General features: G+C 51.0%; 14 protein-coding genes, 2 tRNA genes and 1 pseudogene. 6 read left to right on the top strand and 11 right to left on the bottom strand.

Annotated features, from left to right (window positions below):
- Positions 1–56 precede the first annotated feature (56 nt).
- A complete protein-coding gene (locus DXA93_RS07685) occupies positions 57–512 on the bottom strand; it encodes an Lrp/AsnC family transcriptional regulator (RefSeq protein WP_022463135.1) in 456 nt (151 codons plus the stop codon).
- Between the two features lie 172 nt (positions 513–684).
- A complete protein-coding gene (locus DXA93_RS07680) occupies positions 685–951 on the bottom strand; it encodes a 4Fe-4S dicluster domain-containing protein (protein WP_022463134.1) in 267 nt (88 codons plus the stop codon).
- Between the two features lie 253 nt (positions 952–1,204).
- Here DXA93_RS07680 and DXA93_RS07675 point away from each other — a divergent pair.
- The 5 genes from DXA93_RS07675 (at position 1,205) to DXA93_RS07655 (ending at position 3,557) form a co-directional block, all read left to right on the top strand.
- Positions 1,205–1,274, top strand: a tRNA-OTHER gene (locus DXA93_RS07675).
- Between the two features lie 20 nt (positions 1,275–1,294).
- Positions 1,295–1,366 (top strand) — tRNA-Gly (locus DXA93_RS07670).
- A gap of 81 nt (positions 1,367–1,447) precedes the next feature.
- On the top strand, positions 1,448–2,248 hold the full coding sequence (gene nudC, locus DXA93_RS07665; protein WP_119206845.1) for an NAD(+) diphosphatase: 801 nt from the start codon (positions 1,448–1,450) through the stop codon (positions 2,246–2,248).
- Between the two features lie 155 nt (positions 2,249–2,403).
- On the top strand, positions 2,404–2,721 hold the full coding sequence (gene trxA / locus DXA93_RS07660; RefSeq protein ID WP_022463132.1) for a thioredoxin: 318 nt from the start codon (positions 2,404–2,406) through the stop codon (positions 2,719–2,721).
- Positions 2,722–2,873: 152 nt separating this feature from the next.
- The gene (locus tag DXA93_RS07655) at positions 2,874–3,557 is read left to right on the top strand and encodes a Crp/Fnr family transcriptional regulator (RefSeq protein WP_117509659.1); all 684 of its coding nucleotides are present in this window, start codon (positions 2,874–2,876) and stop codon (positions 3,555–3,557) included.
- 72 nt (positions 3,558–3,629) lie between these two features.
- Here DXA93_RS07655 and DXA93_RS07650 read toward each other — a convergent pair whose 3' ends face one another.
- Positions 3,630–4,658, bottom strand: a complete 1,029-nt coding sequence (locus tag DXA93_RS07650; RefSeq protein ID WP_119208011.1) for a S66 family peptidase — start codon at positions 4,656–4,658, stop codon at positions 3,630–3,632.
- A 13-nt stretch (positions 4,659–4,671) separates the two neighbouring features.
- Positions 4,672–5,367, bottom strand: coding sequence for a YigZ family protein (locus DXA93_RS07645; protein ID WP_117760495.1), 696 nt, complete (start codon positions 5,365–5,367; stop codon positions 4,672–4,674).
- A gap of 205 nt (positions 5,368–5,572) precedes the next feature.
- Between DXA93_RS07645 and DXA93_RS07640 the strand changes: the two are divergent.
- Positions 5,573–7,690, top strand: a pseudogene (locus DXA93_RS07640) (transglycosylase domain-containing protein); the annotation flags it as partial.
- Positions 7,691–8,242: 552 nt separating this feature from the next.
- Here DXA93_RS07640 and DXA93_RS07635 read toward each other — a convergent pair.
- The 7 genes from DXA93_RS07635 to DXA93_RS07605 all read right to left on the bottom strand — a co-directional run bounded on the left by DXA93_RS07635 (position 8,243) and on the right by DXA93_RS07605 (position 18,113).
- The gene (locus DXA93_RS07635; protein WP_117509663.1) at positions 8,243–9,187 is read right to left on the bottom strand and encodes an ROK family glucokinase; all 945 of its coding nucleotides are present in this window, start codon (positions 9,185–9,187) and stop codon (positions 8,243–8,245) included.
- 4 nt (positions 9,188–9,191) lie between these two features.
- Positions 9,192–10,127 (bottom strand): HPr(Ser) kinase/phosphatase, encoded by a 936-nt coding sequence (hprK, locus tag DXA93_RS07630; RefSeq protein ID WP_022463126.1) that lies wholly within the window; start codon positions 10,125–10,127, stop codon positions 9,192–9,194.
- Between the two features lie 94 nt (positions 10,128–10,221).
- On the bottom strand, positions 10,222–12,081 hold the full coding sequence (uvrC, locus tag DXA93_RS07625) for an excinuclease ABC subunit UvrC (RefSeq protein ID WP_055219750.1): 1,860 nt from the start codon (positions 12,079–12,081) through the stop codon (positions 10,222–10,224).
- A 92-nt stretch (positions 12,082–12,173) separates the two neighbouring features.
- Positions 12,174–14,132, bottom strand: a complete 1,959-nt coding sequence (gene ftsH, locus DXA93_RS07620; RefSeq protein ID WP_118601227.1) for an ATP-dependent zinc metalloprotease FtsH — start codon at positions 14,130–14,132, stop codon at positions 12,174–12,176.
- Positions 14,133–14,319: 187 nt separating this feature from the next.
- Positions 14,320–15,336 (bottom strand): UDP-glucose 4-epimerase GalE, encoded by a 1,017-nt coding sequence (galE, locus tag DXA93_RS07615; protein ID WP_022463123.1) that lies wholly within the window; start codon positions 15,334–15,336, stop codon positions 14,320–14,322.
- A gap of 73 nt (positions 15,337–15,409) precedes the next feature.
- Positions 15,410–16,903: a UDP-glucose--hexose-1-phosphate uridylyltransferase gene (galT, locus tag DXA93_RS07610; protein WP_055219747.1), complete on the bottom strand. Its 1,494-nt coding sequence runs from the start codon at positions 16,901–16,903 to the stop codon at positions 15,410–15,412.
- 40 nt (positions 16,904–16,943) lie between these two features.
- Positions 16,944–18,113: a galactokinase gene (locus DXA93_RS07605; RefSeq protein WP_022463121.1), complete on the bottom strand. Its 1,170-nt coding sequence runs from the start codon at positions 18,111–18,113 to the stop codon at positions 16,944–16,946.
- Positions 18,114–18,282: the final 169 nt, after the last annotated feature.

Raw genomic sequence — 18,282 nt, 5'->3', positions numbered from 1 at the left:
CTCTTTCGGATTATTTTCAGACACGCTCTCGTATCAGATTCCGGCTGTGCCGGTTTTTATTTGTCCGGTCTGCGGATGGCGGAATAGATATTTTTTACATTTTTCAGCACTACATGCGTTCTTGTCGCATCGACGCCCGGAAGGCTCATCACCTGGCGGTGGATTTCTTCGAGTTCGTCGGATGAGTGACAGGAAATGCGGATAATCAAATCAAAATCTCCGGTCTGATAATAGCAGGATACGATGTACTCCAGTTTCTGGATCGCATCTGCAAAACTGTCAAAGAACTTCGGATGCTCCAGGCTGACTTCCATCAGCGCGGTCATCTCATTTCCCGTTTTCTTTTCGTCTACAATAATGGTGTATTCTTTAATCACTCCGGTTTCTTCCATTTTACGGATTCTCTCGATGACTGCAGAAACCGATAAATGAATCTCTTTGCTGATATTGGAAGCCGTCTCGCGGGCATTTTTCTGCAATATCTTCAGAATCTTATAATCAATGGCATCCATGTATTTTTCCTCCCATAAGAATTGACAGGGCTCTTCTTTCCAGATTTTAGCATAAAATTTCCCTGTCACTACCTTTCTATTATATCAAATTTTTCAGATAAGTCCAGTTTTTCCCAAAATATTTTATAGAAAGATTAGAATTTTTCTTTAAATTGCACAGATACCGGTTTTTCTATTCTTCGAAGGTTTCTGCAATATCCTGCATCAGAATGCCGATCCCGAGGTGCTGCGGGCACTGCTTTTCACAGCGATAACAGTTGATGCAGTCATCGGCACGTTTGTCCTGACGCTCATACTCTGCACGAACCGCTTCGACGCCTTCCGTCGCTGTCCGGTTGTAAAGCGCAAACAAACCCGGGATGTTGATTTTTACCATGCACGGCATACAGCTCTGACAACCGGTGCAGCAAACCAGAAGTTCTGTTCCATTTTCCTGCATAGGGAAATTCCCCCTTTTTTGCTTTTCCATTTTTCTATTATAGTACATTTCCCGTTCTGGAACAAGGCTGATCTTTGCGGACATTTTCACGCCCCTTTCACCCTGAATTTTCTCCTTTTTCAGTGTTTTGAAAATTTTTTAATTTTTTTCAAAAAAGGGGTTGACTTTTTCTCAGCTTTCCTGTAGAATACGTTTTGTCAGTGAGGCACGGCAGTCAACAAGACAGAGAAAAAAAAATCAGTGCCCATCATCTGCGGGTGTAGTTCAATGGTAGAACACCAGCCTTCCAGCTGGATACGTGGGTTCGATTCCCATCACCCGCTTCATCCAAAAGGATGTATATGCGCGAGTGGCTCAGGGGTGGAGTACAACCTTGCCAAGGTTGGGGTCGCGGGTTCGAATCCCGTCTCGCGCTCTTTTTATTACCGAAATTTCTTCACAGGAATTTCGGTTTTTTGTTTTATCAAAAACTTTTTTACCAAGGAAAGGAGTTCTTATGATTCAGGATATCGCTCCGCATAAATATTATGTAGATTACCACCCTTCCACACCGAACGATACCGATCTCGTTTTCATCTACGGTCATCACACAATTCTGTGCAATTTTGAAGATCCGCAGATCCGCTATCCTTCGATTGCAGAAATTGCACCTGTTTTCCCGGAAATCCGGGAAAAAGCAAAATTTCTGTTCCGTATCGACGAAACCAATTACTATGAACTGCGCCGCCCGCAGCTTTCGGAATTTGATATCTGGAAATATGAAAACACACTGATTCTGCGCCGCGCCGTTCCGGGATGGCTCGGATTCGCCGGCATCACCGGCTACCAGATCCACACCTGGTACACAGACCACACCTACTGCGGCCGCTGCGGAACCAAGATGCACGCGCCCGGAAATGAACGTGCGATGCAGTGCCCGTCCTGCGGCGCACTCTCCTATCCGGTGATCTGCCCAAGCGTCATTGTCGCCATCACTGATGGCGACCGCCTGCTGCTCACGAAGTATGCGCCATCCCACAGCAGCCACCGTTCCTATGCCCTCGTCGCAGGTTATACAGAAGTCGGCGAGACACTGGAACAGACGGTGCACCGCGAGGTTATGGAGGAAGTCGGATTGAAAGTCAAAAATCTGAGATACTATAAGAGTCAGCCATGGTCCTTCAGCGGTTCGCTGCTTGCCGGCTTCTATTGCGATGTAGACGGCGATCCATCCATCACCCTCGACCGCGACGAGCTCTCCACTGCCGAATGGTTTGACCGCGGTTCCTGCCCGAAACGCCAAATCTCATCAGCCTGACCGGCGAAATGATCGAATGTTTCCGCCAGGGAAAAGAACCCAGATAGTTTTGTGACTTAGTCACAGAAATTCCCGTTCCGCTGTGGTATTCTACAGACATAACAGGAAAACACTTACCGGGAATTACCCGTACAATAAAAAGGAGGACTTCTATTATGTCATTAATTCATGTTACATCCAAAAACTTCGAAAAAGCTCTGCAGGCAGCACCTGGCGTTGCCGTTGTTGATTTCTTTGCTACCTGGTGCGGACCATGCAAAATGCTCGCCCCGGTCATCGAAGAGGCCGCTGAGGATATGCCGGAGATCCAGTTCTACAAAGTAGACGTTGACGAAGCACCGGAGCTGGCAAGATCCTTTAAAGTCATGAGCGTTCCGACCCTCGCTTTCTTCAAAAACGGCGAGCTCGTAAAGAAAAACGTCGGCGCCGTTTCCTATGAGGAGCTGGAAGAGCTGATTAACTCTGTAAAATAAACAGCGTAATATTGGAAATGCAAGAAAAAACGTATCGGCACAAAACCGATACGTTTTTTCTTGCATTTCTTTCTGTTCTTTTCTATCATGGAAGAAACGGCTGCTGCCGTAGTTTACAAAAGAATGATCTTCTTCCGAAAGGAGTTTTATTTATGTCATCTTTTCTGGAATCCTGTTTTCAGGAGCATTATCCATTTTATTCAAAGCTTACCGCCGATGAACAGCAGACACTCGTGCTCTCTTCCGTCCTGACGACGTATCAGCGCGGCGATTTTCTCTACAGCTGCGACGATGACTGTCTCGGCGTTCTGCTTGTCCTCTCCGGCAAGCTCCGCATCTTTATCCAGTCCGGCGAGCAGCGGGAAATTACCCTGTTTACCACCGGTCCCGGCGAAGTCTGCACGCTGTCTGCCTCCTGTGCGATGCAGGAAATCAGCTTTGATATTCTGATTGAGGCCGAGGAGGAGACGAAAGTTCTCATCACTCCGGCCAGCACGTTCCGCAGACTGTTAAATCAGAATATTTACGTTGAAAACTACATTTACCGGGAAACAACGGAGCATTTTTCCGAAGTCATGTGGGCGATGGGCCAGCTTCTCTTTACGCGGCTTGACCAGCGCCTTGCCGGATATCTCGAGGATGAACGCATCCGCACCGGTTCCCCGGTGCTCTCCACCACGCACGAGCAGATCGCGCGGAACCTCGGCAGTGCCAGAGAGGTCGTTTCCCGCACCTTAAAGTCGTTCGAGAAAGACGGCATCGTCGCACTCTCCCGCGGCACGGTCACGATTCTCGATGTCAAAAAGCTCCGCGGCATCTGCCGGATGCGCCGATAGTTCTTCTACGCGCGCAGACATTTTCCCACAGGTTCTGCCCTGCCGCTCGAGAAAATATTTTTCAAAAGCGTTCTAACGGCACTCCATCTTAATTTCAATCTCATTTCCTTCCACGGCCACCTTCGCATAACTTCCGACGATCAGCGGCATCGCCGGATGAAGGTGTCCGATGTCGAGATCCATCACGATCGGCACGTTGTATTTTCCAAGCAGATCCGTCACGGCGCGGTACTGGTCGAGTTCCCCGAATTTCTGTCCGAACTGCAGCGGGCGGCCAATCAAAAAGCCTTTCACATATTGGAACCAGCCGGCGTGCTCCATCTGCCAGATTGCGCGGCGGATCGCAAAGACGTTCAGATCGCACGCTTCCAGAAACCAGACAAAACCGTCCTCTTTATATTTTTCCACAAAATCAACCGTTCCGTCGTACTTCGTTCCAAGAATATTGACGAGACAGTCGAGACAGCCGCCGATGAGTCGTCCCTCAAATGCACTGTCCGCATCCGGGAAGCGGCGCAGAACGCGCGGTTCTGTAATCTGGTACGGCAGATACGGATTTTCCTCGCTTCTGCCCTTCGCATCGTCTCTTTCCCATCCCTCATAGCCGCGGACGGTACGCACTTCTCCCGTCAGTACGCCAAACGCATCCGCTACGGATTTATGCCACGGCTCCATGCCGAAATCACTCGCACACGGGCCGTAAACAGCCGCCGTATCGCAGAGGGTCGGCAGAAGATATGTAAAATGCGTATTGTCAGAATAGCCGAGATACCATTTCGCCGGTGCCTTTCTGATCTTTTCAAAATCCACGTAATCGAGATCCTCGCACATCAGCTCTCCGCCGCCGCAGGAAATCAGACAGTCATTCTTCTCACTGACATAATATTCCGTCAGCTCTTTTCCGCACTCCTCCGGTGCCGCGCTGATTCCGATGCCGTGCTCTGCATAGCAGTTTGGCCCAAGATCCAGCCGATATCCCATCTCTTTCCATTTTTTCTGTGCATTTGCAAACGCGGACTTGTATGGCTCTGTTGTGCATCCAAACGATGGTGCCACAAAGCCGATCGTTCCGCCCTTTTTCAGATTTTCCGGAAACCTCATGTCGCATCCTCCTTTATCCTAATTCTTCTGCCTCCAGATTCTTATACTGCGTCAGCTCATCCCCGAAGATCAGCTCTCCGTCGTTCTGCGCAAAGTACAGCTCCTCTTCTTTTTCCAGTTTTGCCTTTCCGTTCGTCCCCTCGGTAATCTCCGCGCAGAGACGGTCCACCTCCGTTTTCGGAACGAGAACGCGGATTTTCACCTGATCGGTGTACTCGGATTCCAGAATCGGAATCCCCCGCTGGCCGAGCAGATACTGGATTTTACCGATGCCGTTGTAATCCGTCTCAATCAACAGCCGCACGCCGCAGATCTCGTCAATCAGAACACTGTTTGCCAGCCCCTCCTGCACCGCCTGCGAGTACGCGCGCACCAGGCCGCCCGTTCCCAGCAGCGTACCGCCGAAATACCGCGTCACCACAACAAGCACATTGCGGAGGCCTGCTCCCTGTACCACATCGAGCATCGGCCGCCCTGCCGTGCCGGAAGGCTCCCCGTCGTCGCTGCAGCGCACCGTCTCCTGATTTTCTCCAATAATATACACAAAACAGTTATGCCGCGCATCCCAGTATTTTTTCCGCAGAGCTTCCAGGCAGGAAAGTGCCTCCTCCTCAGATTCCACCAGACGCACCGTCGCAATAAAACGTGATTTCTTCTCCACGATTTCCCCGGTTCCACCCCGGTAAACCGTCCGAAACTGATCGATCATATATTCTTACTCCTTCATCCAAATATGTACCTATCTTACCATATCATTTCTGAAAAATCAGCATTCTTTTCAGAAATACTTTTATTCCAGCCCTTTGTTTGGTATAATAAAAATATGTATACCCTGCTTTTTGCAGGGCAGGAACACCATTGATTACTGAACTAAATCAGTTTTGCAGGAACATGACATAAGGAGGATTTTCTATATGCACTTTGGAAAAAGTCATCTGGAAGACAAACGTGAAGATCTGCGGTCCCATTACGGAAAGATTGAAAAGACGGCCGGCGTGACGGCGCTGCGCATCGCGTTCTGTCTTCTTCTTGTCGTTCTCGTCTGCGGTGCCGGGCTTGTGATCGGCGCTGTCCGCGGCGTGATTGACAGTGCCCCTGATATCTCGGAGGCAAATATCATGCCGCTCGGCAACGCGTCGTTTATCTACGATGCTGACGGCAACCAGGTACAGAAGCTGACCGGGGCTCAGGGAAACCGTGTCTCGATTTCGATTGAGGAGATTCCGCTCGATATGCAGCACGCGATCGTCGCGGTTGAGGATGCCCGTTTTTATGAGCACAACGGCATTGATCCGAGCGGTATCATCCGTGCTTTCGTTGTCGGCGTCAGCCACGGCTTTCATTTTACCGAGGGCGCCAGCACGATCACACAGCAGCTCTTAAAAAACAATGTTTTCACTGACTGGATGGAAGAGACGCGGATTCAGAGCTTCAAGCGGAAGATCCAGGAACAGTACCTGGCGCTGAAGCTGGAAAAAACACTGACCGCAGAGGGTGAAAACGCCAAAGACGTTATTCTGGAAAATTATCTGAATACGATCAACTTGGGTTCCGGCTGCTACGGTGTCCAGACGGCAGCGCAGACGTATTTCGGAAAGGATGCAAAAAATCTGACGCTCTCTGAATGCGCCGTTCTTGCCGCAATTCCAAAGGCGCCGACGGCATATAATCCGAAAAACCACCCGGAGAAAAACCAGCAGCGCCGCGACAAGATCCTGAACAACATGAAAGAGCAGGGCTACATCACCGAAGAAGAACACACCATTGCCATGAACGACAACGTTTACGACCGCATCGCCATGCACACGCAGTCCCAGGCGGAGAGCGCGCCGTACTCCTACTTTATCGATGAAGTCATCACCAACCTGATCAACGATCTGATGGTACAGAAAGGCTACACCGAAGTGCAGGCAAAGAACGTTGTCTACAGCGGCGGCCTCAAAATTTATACCACACAGGATTCCTACATGCAGTCAATCCTCGATACGGAATTCCAGAATCCGGAGAACTTCCCGGCGAACACGCAGATCGGTCTCGACTGGGCGCTCACCGTAGAGCAGGCAGACGGCGAGGTACAGAACTACAGCAAAGAGATGCTGCAGCTCTACTTCCGCAACAGCGATCCGAATTTCGATCTGCTCTTTGACTCCCAGGAGGAGGCACAGAGCTATATCGACCAGTACAAAGCCGCTATCATGCAGGAGGGCGATACGATTGTTGCCGAGCGCAGCAGCTTCACCCCGCAGCCGCAGGCGTGCATGACCGTTATGGATCAGCGCACCGGCTACGTGAAAGCCATCGTCGGCGGACGCGGCGAAAAAACAGCAAGTCTTACCTTCAACCGCGCAACCGATAATTATTCCCAGCCGGGTTCCACATTCAAGATTCTTTCTGCGTACGGACCGGCACTCGACCTTGGAAAGATTACACTGGCTACGGTAATTAAGGATGAGCCGTTCAACTACAGTGACGGCACACCGCTGCAGAACTCGGATCTTACCTACCATGGTGATGTTACCGTCCGCCAGGCGATCATCAATTCCATCAATATCCCGGCCGTCAAGGTACTGACCGAGCTTACGCCGAAGGTCGGCTTTGATTATCTGAAGAAGCTTGGTTTTTCCAAACTCTCCGAGGAATACGATGTGATCCAGCCGCTGGCTCTCGGCGGTATCACCTACGGTGTCAGTGATCTCGAACTGACGGCAGCCTACGCGGCAATCGCAGACGGCGGCCAGTACCGCAAGCCGGTGTTCTACACAAAGGTTACCGACAGCAAGGGAAATGTTTTAATTGACAACACAGAAAACAAGGCAACGCAGGTCTTCAAGGCAAGCACTGCCTCCCTCCTCACCAATGTCATGGAGGATGTTCTGGAAAAAGGTACCGGTGTTGCCGCCCGCCTCGACAATATGCACGCAGCCGGAAAAACCGGTACGACGAACGAGGCCAAGGATCTCGTCTTTGCAGGCTTTACACCATATTATACCGCTGCCATCTGGGCAACGTATGATACACACGCGGAGTTTCCGGAGAGCGACCGTGAATTCCACAAACGTCTCTGGGCAAAGGTCATGAATGAAATCCACGAGGCCTTGCCGATATGGATTTCGAAACTTCCGCAACAGTACAGGAGGCAACGATCTGTACGAAGACCGGCCTGCTCGCCCGCTCAAGCTGCCCGTCCATCACCGAATACTTTGCGGTATCCGATCTGCCGACCGAGCGTTGCAAGGGCCACTACACCGCGCCGGCCTCAACACCGACGCCGACCAGAACCCCTTCTGCAGCATCAACTCCGCAGGCAACCCCGACACCGACGGAGACACCGCAGGAAACTCCGGCTCCGCCCGAAACACCTGCCGATCCGCCTTCTAATACACCGGAGACTCCTGACACACCGGATACCCCTGATGCACCGTCAGAACCGGATACCCCGGCGGAGATATCGGAAGTACAGCCGCAGTCCGAAGAGAGCGGCTCTTCCGAATAACTTTTTCAGTCAGTCTATACACAAAAAACCGGCCCTCTGGCATATGCCAGCAGGACCGGTTTTTCTATACTTCTTTTTCCATCTGAATCAATTAGTCAATCAGCATTTTTGCTGCGCCGTAGATACCAGCATCGTTTCCAAGGGAAGCGAGTACGATCGGGGTATCTTTGCATGCGATGAATGCTGCTTCACGGTAGTATTTAGCTACGCCGTCGATCAGGATCTGGCCTGCTTTGGATACACCGCCGCCGACTACGATAACTTCCGGGTCAACAACGCATGCGAATACTGCAAGTGCTCTTCCGAGGTACTCGGAGAACTCCTGAACGATTGCTTCTGCTGCTGCATCGCCTTCTTTTAATGCATCAAAGACAGCTTTTGCACTGATGGACTCTCCTCTTTCTCTTAAAGAAGACGGAGTATCATGGGATGCCAGATATTTCTTTGCCAGACGAACGATACCGGTTGCAGATGTCATCTGCTCGAGGCATCCGTGGTTTCCGCAGTTGCAGACCGCTTCTTCTTCCGGCTCAACACATGCATGACCAACCTCGCCGCCTGCGCCGTGAGCACCTGCTACGATCTTGCCGTCCACGATGATTCCGCCGCCGACACCGGTTCCAAGGGTAACCATAACCAGGTTCTTGCTTCCCTTTCCGCCGCCTGCCCACATCTCACCGAGAGCTGCTGCGTTTGCGTCGTTTGCTGCTTTTACTGCCATTCCGCCGAGTTCGTCGGAAAGCTCTTTTACGATATTTTTATATCCCCAGTTCAGGTTGACTGCGATGGAAAGCTCACCTTTGTCATTAACCGGGCCAGGTACGTCAATGCCGACACCGGCAACATCATCTGCTGCGATACCCTTCTCAGCCATTTTTGCTTTTACGCTTTTTGCGATATCCGGCAGAATTTCGCTTCCGCCGTTTTCGGTGCGGGTCGGGATTTCCCATTTTTCCAACAGAGTTCCGTCTGTCTGGAACAGTCCGCATTTTACTGAAGTACCCCCAACATCGATTCCAAATACATAGTTTGCCATTTTCTTACTTCTCCTCTCTTTTTTTCACTAAGTTAGCCTGTACACGGCGGTACAGCTCCTGTGCGGCATTGTAGCCCATCTTCTTCTGTCTGTGGTTGACAGCAGCGGTTTCTACGATGATCGCCAGGTTACGGCCCGGACGGATCGGAAGGGAATGGCAGACAACCTTGTTTCCAAGGAACTCAATATACTCTTCTTCCAGGCCCAGACGGTCGTATTCTTTCTCTTTGTCCCACTCTTCAAGCTTGATAACAAGGTCGATAGACTGGGTATCCTTTACGCTCTCGACACCAAACAGCGTCTTGACGTCGATGATACCGATACCGCGCAGCTCGATAAAATGACGCGTGATATCCGGTGCCGTTCCGACCAGCGTAATGTCGCTGACACGGCTGATTTCAACCACATCATCGCTGACGAGACGATGGCCTCGTTTGATCAGCTCCAGTGCAGCCTCGCTCTTTCCGATTCCGCTCTCGCCCATGATCAGAACGCCCTCGCCGAATACATCGACCAGCACGCCGTGGATGGAGATCATCGGGGCAAGCTGGACATTCAGCCAGCGGATGATTTCAGCCATGAAAACGGAAGTCGATTTGTCTACCGCAAAGGCCGGTACCTGATAACGATTGCACAGCTCCAGAATTTCCGGTCCCGGAATCATCTTCGTGGTGAAAATGACACATGGGATCTTGCGGCTTACAAACTCTTCAAACGCGCGGACGCGCTCGCTCTCTTCAAGATGCTGCAGATACGTGAACTCTACATAACCGATGATCTGCACACGCTCATTGGCAAAATGCTCATAGTAACCGGTCAGCTGCAGTGCAGGACGGTTGATATCCGGTGTGGCAATGACAAGATCTGTCATATCAACCTCTGGTGTCAGGTTGCGGAGATCCATTTCCTCCACCATTTTGGTCATTTCAATTTCTTTCATTTTCCTGTCCTCCGACTTCATTCGACGTCTTTTTAAATCCGTCTCTTCTATGATTTTAGCACAATAAAGCATCACGGGCAACCTAGAAATTTAACTATTTTGACGAATCCTCATTTTCCTCCTGTGCAGGTGCGTGAAAGAATGTGTAAACCTGCTCCGCCGCCTTTTTATTCATGCCCGGAAGTCCGGAAAGTTCTTCCACGGTTGCCGCCTTGATATCATCAATTCCCTGAAAGTGGCGCATCAGTTCTTTCCTTCTTGTCGGCCCGATGCCCGGGATGTCGTCGAGAATCGAGTGGACCTGGCCCTTGCTCCGCAGCAGGCGGTGGTATTCGATTGCAAAGCGGTGTGCCTCGTCCTGCACGCGTGTGATCAGTTTGAAGCCCTCGCTATTCCGGTCGATCGGAATTTCCACGTTTCGGAAATACAGACCCCTCGTGCGGTGCTTGTCGTCCTTTACCATACCGCAGACCGGAATCGCAAGATCCATTTCTTCAAGCACCTCAAGCGCAATGTTGACCTGGCCGCGTCCGCCGTCCATCATGATCAGGTCCGGCAGCCGCTCGAAACCGCTGTCCTCCTGGATGCCGCGCAGAAAACGGCGGCTTAAGACCTCTTTCATACTGGCGTAATCGTTCGGTCCCTCGACGGATTTGATCTTGAATTTTCGGTAATCGGCGCGCTTTGGCTTTCCTTTCTCGTAGACGATCATCGAGCCGACCGACTGGAAACCGCTGATATTGGAGATATCGTACGCCTCGATGCGGTCGATCGACGGCAGGTTCAGCCATCTGGCGATCTCTTTTACGGCACCGACCGTCCGACCCTCTTCCCGCTTGATCCGCTCGCGGTCCTGGTCGAGAACGATCTGTGCGTTCCGCTCTGCCAGTTCCACCATTTTTTCCTTGCTGCCCTTTTTCGGCACGCGGATGCGGACCTTCTGGCCCCGTTTGCTGCTTAAATACTCTTCCATCAGCTCCTGCTCGGCAATCTCCTCGGAAATCATGATTTCCCGCGGGATGAACGGCGTGCCGGAATAGAACTGTTTCATAAACGTGAGCAGCACCTCGCTTTTCTGCTCCTCCTCGCCGATCCGCAGATAATAATGCTCCCGCCCGATCAGCTTTCCGTTCCGGATAAAGAAGACCTGCGCCACCGCATCCTCTTTGTCCATCGCAAGCGCAATGACATCCTTGTCCTCGCCGTCACTGTTCGTAATCTTCTGCCGCTCGCCGATCCTGCGCACGCTGTCGATCAGATCACGGTACTCCGCCGCCTGCTCGAACCGCATCTCCTCAGCCGCCTCCGTCATTTTTCCAGTCAGCTCTTTGATAATGTCATTGTAATTTCCATTCAGAAAACTGATCGCCTTTTTGATCTGCTCGCCGTACTCTTCTTTGGAAATGTATCCCTGGCACGGTGCCTTACACTGGTGGATGTGATAGTAAAGACACGGGCGGTCCTTGCCGATCTCCTTTGGCAGGCTCTTATTGCAGGAACGGATATCGTACAGCTTCCGCAACAGTTCGATCGTATCTTTCACAGCTCCGGCGCTCGTGTACGGGCCGAAATATTTCGCCTTGTCCTTCTTCATCTGATGGGAAAACAGAATGCGTGGAAAATCCTCGTTCACGGTCACCTTAATGTACGGGTACGCCTTGTCATCTTTCAGCATCGTATTGTATTTCGGACGGTGCTCTTTGATAAGGTTGCACTCCAGCACGAGCGCCTCCAGTTCGGAATCCGTCACAATATACTCAAAACGGGCGATATGCGTGACCATCCGCTCAATCTTCGGCCCTTTGTTGCGGCTCGTCTGGAAATACTGGCGGACACGGTTTTTCAGCGAAATCGCCTTTCCTACGTAGATAATTGTATCGTCCGCGTCGTGCATCAGATAGACGCCGGGTTTCCCCGGCAGTTTTTTCAGTTCTTCCTGGATATCAAACGCCATATGACCCTCCTCTTTTTGGGACTGTAATGTTGAAAATGCCCAGCGTGCAGAGATCGTTTTCTCTGCTCCCGCCGGGCCTTTTCGCTTTCTTTTTATACTTCTGGGTTTACGGTAAAATCCGCCTCCGGAAGTGCTGTATTTTCTGTTTCTGTATTTTCTGGATTTTCAACTGCTTCTTCCGCGTTTCCATTCCGTTTTGCAATCACCTGATGAAAAATCTCCATAAATTCTTTTCCGGTGATCGTCTCTTTCTGGATCAGGTAAGCTGCGATTTCATCCATCGCATCGCGGTTAGCTGCCAGAAGTTCTTTTGCCTGCTCATACGACTCTTTCAAGATCTTCATGACCTCGTGGTCGATTTCGGTTGCTGTGGCATCGCCGCAGTTTAAGACCATTCTTCCGTCGAGGTACTGATTCTGCTGGGTCGCAAGACCGATCAGACCGAATTTTTCCGACATACCGTACTGCGTGATCATCGCGCGGACAATCTTCGTCGCTTTCTCGATATCATTCGAAGCTCCCGTTGTCACGTTGCCGAATACGATCTCCTCTGCCGCTCTTCCACCGAGGCACTCGACGATCATCGCCTCGAGTTCGCTCTTCGTGTTGAGGTATTTCTCCTCCTCCGGCACCTGCATGACGTAGCCGAGCGCACCCATCGTACGCGGCACAATCGTGATTTTCTGTACCGGCTCGGAATCCTTCTGCAGTGCAGTAACAAGTGCGTGGCCTACCTCGTGGTAGGAAACGATCTTTCGCTCTTCCTGGCTTAAGATGCGGTCCTTCTTCTCTTTTCCGACGAGGACAACCTCGACTGCCTCGAGAAGATCCTTCTGGGAAACGGCTTTTCTTCCGTTCTTGACCGCAAGAATCGCTGCCTCGTTGATCATATTTGCAAGATCAGAACCAACGGCTCCCGATGTCGCAAGTGCGATGCCGTCGAGATCAACCGTCTCATCGAGCGATACGTTCTTGGCGTGTACTTTCAGGATTTCCACACGGCCTTTCAGGTCCGGTCTTTCTACGATAATCCGGCGGTCAAAACGGCCTGGACGCAGCAGCGCCGGGTCAAGAACCTCCGGGCGGTTTGTGGCCGCAAGGATCAGAATACCCTTGGAGCTGTCGAATCCGTCCATCTCGGCGAGGAGCTGGTTTAACGTCTGCTCCCGCTCGTCGTTGCTGTTGTAGCTGTTGTCACGGCTCTTTCCGATCGCATCGATCTCATCGATAAAGATGATGCACGGTGCGTTTTTCTTTGCTTCCTCAAACAGGTCACGCACACGCGATGCACCGACACCGACGAACATCTCGACAAATTCCGAAGCGGACATCGAGAAAAACGGTACGTGCGCCTCACCGGCTACGGCTTTGGCAAGCAGTGTTTTTCCGGTTCCAGGAGGGCCTACAAGAAGCGCTCCTTTCGGAAGTTTTGCACCGATTGTCGTGTATTTTCCAGGGTTATGCAGGAAATCCACAACCTCCTGGAGCGATTCTTTTGCCTCGTCCTGTCCCGCAACATCGCGGAATGTCACGCCGGTTTCTTTCTGTACGTAGGCCTTTGCTCTGCTCTTTCCTACGCCCATGACTCCGCCGCCTTTGTTCATGCTGCGCATCACCCATACCATGACAGCGACAAGCATCACAACCGGCAGAATGACGGTCAGCAATGTGTAAATGATCGTTCCGGTAGAATCCGGCGGATCTTTGTGGTACGTAATGCCTTTCTCCTGTAACAGATCGACCAGTTCCTGCTCATCTCCCATCATCGTTACCTGATAGGTGATTCCCTCCGATTTCTGGTCTTTCGGCGTTACGGTCAGTGTTCCCGATTTCAAGACAACTTCCTGCACTTCATCGTTGTTTACCATGTCCAGGAATTTGCTATAGTCAAGATCCTCGGAAGTAATTCCCCCAAGGGCATTGTTCAGAAGTCCCATCACCATCAGGCTGACGAGGAGGCAGATCAGGATAATGAGTATCGTCTGTCTGTTTTTCGGTCCTCCCCCGGAGCCGTTTTCTGGTTCCCGGTTCTGATTTTTTCTATCGTCCATGCTTTTCCTCCTTGTATGTCAAACCGCCCCTCTTTTTTTACGGACACTTTAACTCTTACATTATATCGGATTCCCTCTTAATTAGCAAGCCGGACTTTGTGAAAAAAGACTGAATTTATCTATACAAAAACGGCCCGCCGACACTCTTTCAAGTATCGGCGGACCGCCAGATAACACTCACATTACATTAGTCGTTATATCCGTTCGGATTCTTCTGCTGCCAGTTCCAGGAATCGGCACACATCTCCTCGATGCCGTACTCAGCCTCCCAGCCAAGCTCCTCTTTTGCTTTGTCGCATTTGGAGTAGCAGGTTGCGATATCACCGTCACGGCGCGGTTTGATTTCGTATTTCAGCGGATGGCCGCATGCTTTCTCGAATGCGTGGATCACATCGAGTACGCTGTAGCCTTTGCCGGTTCCGAGGTTGTAAATGGAAACGCCCTCGTTGTCAGCCAGTTTCTGGATGGCTTTTACATGGCCGCGTGCCAGGTCAACAACATGGATGTAATCGCGGACACCAGTTCCGTCCGGAGTATCGTAGTCATCACCGAAAACGCCGATGCACTCGAGTTTTCCGATGGCAACCTGTGCGACATACGGAAGCAGGTTGTTCGGGATGCCCTTCGGATCCTCTCCGATAAGGCCGCTCTTATGCGCTCCGATCGGGTTGAAGTAACGAAGCAGGATAACATTCCATTCCGGATCTGCGGTGTGGATGTCGGTCAGAACCTGCTCGAGCATACTTTTTGTCCAGCCGTATGGGTTGGTCGGGGTTCCCTTCGGGCACTCCTCGGTGATCGGAATCTGTGCCGGATTGCCGTATACGGTTGCAGAAGAACTGAAGATGATGTTCTTTACGCCATGGTTTCTCATCTCATCGCAGAGAATCAGGGTTCCGGTCATGTTGTTGTGATAATATTCAATCGGTTTATGTACGGACTCGCCGACTGCTTTTAAGCCTGCGAAATGGATGACAGCGTCAATTTTCTCGTTGTCGAAAATTTTCTTTACGCCTTCGCGGTCCAGCATATCGGTTTTGTAGAAGGTTACTTTCTTTCCGGTAATCTGTTCTACACGCTCGATGGCTTTCTCGCTTGCATTGTAAAGGTTGTCCATGACAACAACGTCATAGCCTGCGTTCAGCAGTTCCACACAGGTGTGGCTTCCAATATAGCCTGCACCGCCAGTAACTAAGATTTTCATTTTGGTATCCTCCATGTTTTCCTTCGCTGCTGCTTTTTTGCCGCAGCGGGTTAATTGAAGCATTTAGTTTATTCTACAACGTTTCCATGAATTTTGCAAATGCACTTCTGCCTTCCTCGGTGCACTTGTAAACGCCGGCATCCTCGAGTACGCCGACAAAGACTTTTCCGACTTCCTCTTTCAGGATATCCATCACATTTTCGCTGTTCAGCTCCGGATGGCGCGGCAGGAATTCGTCTACCCAGTCGGCATGTTTCTCCAGCTCTGCGACAGCGCGGACATCTTTTCCCTCTACAAGGCATTTGGAAAGCTCTTCCAGCTCATCTTTTAAGCGCGCCGGCAGAATCGCAAGTCCCATAACCTCAATAAGGCCGATGTTCTCTTTTTTGATGTGATGATACTGTGCATGCGGATGGTAAACACCGAGCGGGCATTCGTCCGTCGTGATGTTGTTGCGCAGTGCCAGATCGAGTTCGAACGTATCGCCCACTTTTCTTGCGATCGGTGTGATCGTGTTGTGCGGCTCTCCGTCAGTCTCGGCGAATACAAACGCATCCTCATCCGTGTAACCTCTCCAGCAGTTCAGGATATGCTCTGCCAGATCGATCAGCCGTTTCTCATCTTTGTGGCGGATCCGGATGACGGACAGCGGCCATTTGACGATGCCGGTTTCCACATCCTCGTATCCTTTGATGGTAAAATGGCGCTCGATCGGCGCTTTCGCCATTGCGAAGGTATAGTGACCGCCCTGATAATGATCGTGACTTAAAATGGAGCCTCCCACGATCGGCAGATCCGCATTAGAACCGATGAAGTAGTGCGGAAACAGCTTGATAAAGTCAAACAGCTTCACAAAGGTCGCGCGCTCGATCTTCATCGGGTTATGCTGGAAATTGAACACGATGCAGTGCTCATTGTAATACACATATGGCGAGTACTGGAATCCCCACTCCGTCTGATTGATCGTCAGCGGAATGATGCGATGGTTCTGGCGCGCCGGGTGGTTGACGCGTCCCGCATAGCCCACATTCTCCTTGCAGAGCAGGCATTTCGGATAACCGCTCTGTTTTGCCAGTTTTGCAGCCGCGATCGCCTTCGGGTCCTTCTCCGGTTTGGAGAGGTTGATCGAGATATCAATATCGCCGTAGGCACTCGGTACGCTCCAGCGGATATCCTTTGCGATGCGGTATCTGCGGATGTAGTTGGAATCCTGGCTCAGTTTGTAGAAGTAATCGGTTGCCTCCTGCGGGCTCTTCGCATAGAGTTCCTCAAACTTCTTTACCACCTCTCCCGGGCGCGGCATCAGGCAGTCCATCAGTTTCGTATCGAACAGATCGCGGTAAACGACGCTGTTGTGTTCGAGAAGACCGCGCTTAGCTGCATCATCAAGCAGTTCATTTAAAGTCTCTTCCAGATCCGGGGTCTCCGGAATCTGCTCCGGCTCTTCGTAATCGGAAATCTGCATGACTTCCAGAATCCGGTTTGTCGCATAGATTTTATCCAGTCCCGAAACAAGACCGGCATTTTCTCCATATTTTACCAGTTTTGCAATACTCTCGTTAATCACTGTAGCTTCCTCCCTGCTGCCGATCCAGCTTTTTTATTTCTTATTTTAATACGCCTGCGCCGTCTCCGATGTCTACGACATAGAAGTCTGCGGCATAGCCGATTTTTTCTTTGTAAGCTGCGCCTACTTTTGCGATGAAGTTGTCAATATCTTCTGTTTTTACGATGCTGACGGTGCATCCGCCGAAGCCTGCGCCTGTCATACGGGATCCGATGACACCCGGGCAGTTCCATGCTTCTTCCACAAGAGTATCCAGCTCGATGCCGGTTACCTCATAGTCATCACGCAGGGAAACGTGGGATGCGTTCATCAGCTCGCCGAATTTTGCGATGTCGTTTGCCTTTAAAGCTGCAACGGCCTGAACGGTTCTCTGGTTCTCGTAAACAGCATGTTTTGCACGTTTCTGGCGGACCGGATCTTTGATGGCATCTTTCACTGCCTCAAACTCTTCCTCGGTCAGCTCACCAAGGCTCTTGATGTCTTTGACTTTCTGGATCTCAGCCAGAGCAGTCTCGCACTCGCTGCGGCGCTCGTTGTATTTGGAGTCGCCAAGGCCGCGTTTCTTGTTGCTGCAGGAGATGACAATTCTTGCGCCTTCCAGTTTAACCGGTGCGTACTCATATTTCAGATCGCTGGTGTCAAGGAAGATCGCACAGTCCTTTTTGCCCATGGCGATGGCGAACTGATCCATGATACCGCAGTTGACGCCGTTGTAGTTGTTCTCGGAGAACTGGCCGTACAGAGCGATGTCGATCATGGAGATGGTGTCGTAGCCGAACATGTCACGCAGCATTACGCCGGTTACGGTCTCAACGGATGCGGAAGAGGAAAGGCCGGAGCCGTTCGGAATGTTTCCGTAGAGCACGATATCGAAGCCCTGCTCTACCGGGAAGCCCTTCTGGCAAAATGCCCACATCATTCCCTTCGGATATGCGGTCCAGTTGCCTTCTTTTCCCATCAGGAATTCATCGAGAGAAGATTCTACCACGCCGAGTTTTTCAAAGTTCATAGAGTAAAAACGAAGCTTTCTGTCGTCACGTTTTCTTGCTGCCATGTAGGTTCCGATGGTCAGTGCGCATGGAAATACGTGGCCTCCGTTGTAATCGGTGTGCTCACCGATCAGGTTCACACGTCCAGGTGCGAAGTAGGTGCGGATGTCGCCCTCTCCCCCGAACAGTTTTGCAAAACAATCCAGTACCTGCTGTTTCATTTTGTTGTCTCCTTTTCTTTTTGGTGTGTTGTTTTCATGGTTTCGTTTTGTGTGTTGTGTGTGTATTGTGTGTTTGTGTGTTTTTTCTTATCTTCTTAAGTATCATTATAGTGAGCCGTACGCCCATCTGCAACAACAATATTGGGGCAAACGATAATTATATTGAGGT

The organism is Blautia sp. OF09-25XD (assembly GCF_003482095.1).
Taxonomy (GTDB): Bacteria; Bacillota; Clostridia; order Lachnospirales; family Lachnospiraceae; genus Fusicatenibacter; species Fusicatenibacter saccharivorans.
Note: the sequence above shows the minus strand (reverse complement) of the source record. Positions and strands in the feature narration are given on the sequence as shown.

Coding starts and splice junctions, on each gene's coding strand:
- DXA93_RS07685 (WP_022463135.1), bottom strand. CDS start 512: ATGGATGCCATTGATTATAAGATTCTGAAGATATTGCAGAAAAATGCC.
- DXA93_RS07680 (WP_022463134.1), bottom strand. CDS start 951: ATGCAGGAAAATGGAACAGAACTTCTGGTTTGCTGCACCGGTTGTCAG.
- nudC (WP_119206845.1), top strand. CDS start 1,448: ATGATTCAGGATATCGCTCCGCATAAATATTATGTAGATTACCACCCT.
- trxA (WP_022463132.1), top strand. CDS start 2,404: ATGTCATTAATTCATGTTACATCCAAAAACTTCGAAAAAGCTCTGCAG.
- DXA93_RS07655 (WP_117509659.1), top strand. CDS start 2,874: ATGTCATCTTTTCTGGAATCCTGTTTTCAGGAGCATTATCCATTTTAT.
- DXA93_RS07650 (WP_119208011.1), bottom strand. CDS start 4,658: ATGAGGTTTCCGGAAAATCTGAAAAAGGGCGGAACGATCGGCTTTGTG.
- DXA93_RS07645 (WP_117760495.1), bottom strand. CDS start 5,367: ATGATCGATCAGTTTCGGACGGTTTACCGGGGTGGAACCGGGGAAATC.
- DXA93_RS07635 (WP_117509663.1), bottom strand. CDS start 9,187: ATGGCAAACTATGTATTTGGAATCGATGTTGGGGGTACTTCAGTAAAA.
- hprK (WP_022463126.1), bottom strand. CDS start 10,127: ATGAAAGAAATTGAAATGACCAAAATGGTGGAGGAAATGGATCTCCGC.
- uvrC (WP_055219750.1), bottom strand. CDS start 12,081: ATGGCGTTTGATATCCAGGAAGAACTGAAAAAACTGCCGGGGAAACCC.
- ftsH (WP_118601227.1), bottom strand. CDS start 14,132: ATGGACGATAGAAAAAATCAGAACCGGGAACCAGAAAACGGCTCCGGG.
- galE (WP_022463123.1), bottom strand. CDS start 15,336: ATGAAAATCTTAGTTACTGGCGGTGCAGGCTATATTGGAAGCCACACC.
- DXA93_RS07605 (WP_022463121.1), bottom strand. CDS start 18,113: ATGAAACAGCAGGTACTGGATTGTTTTGCAAAACTGTTCGGGGGAGAG.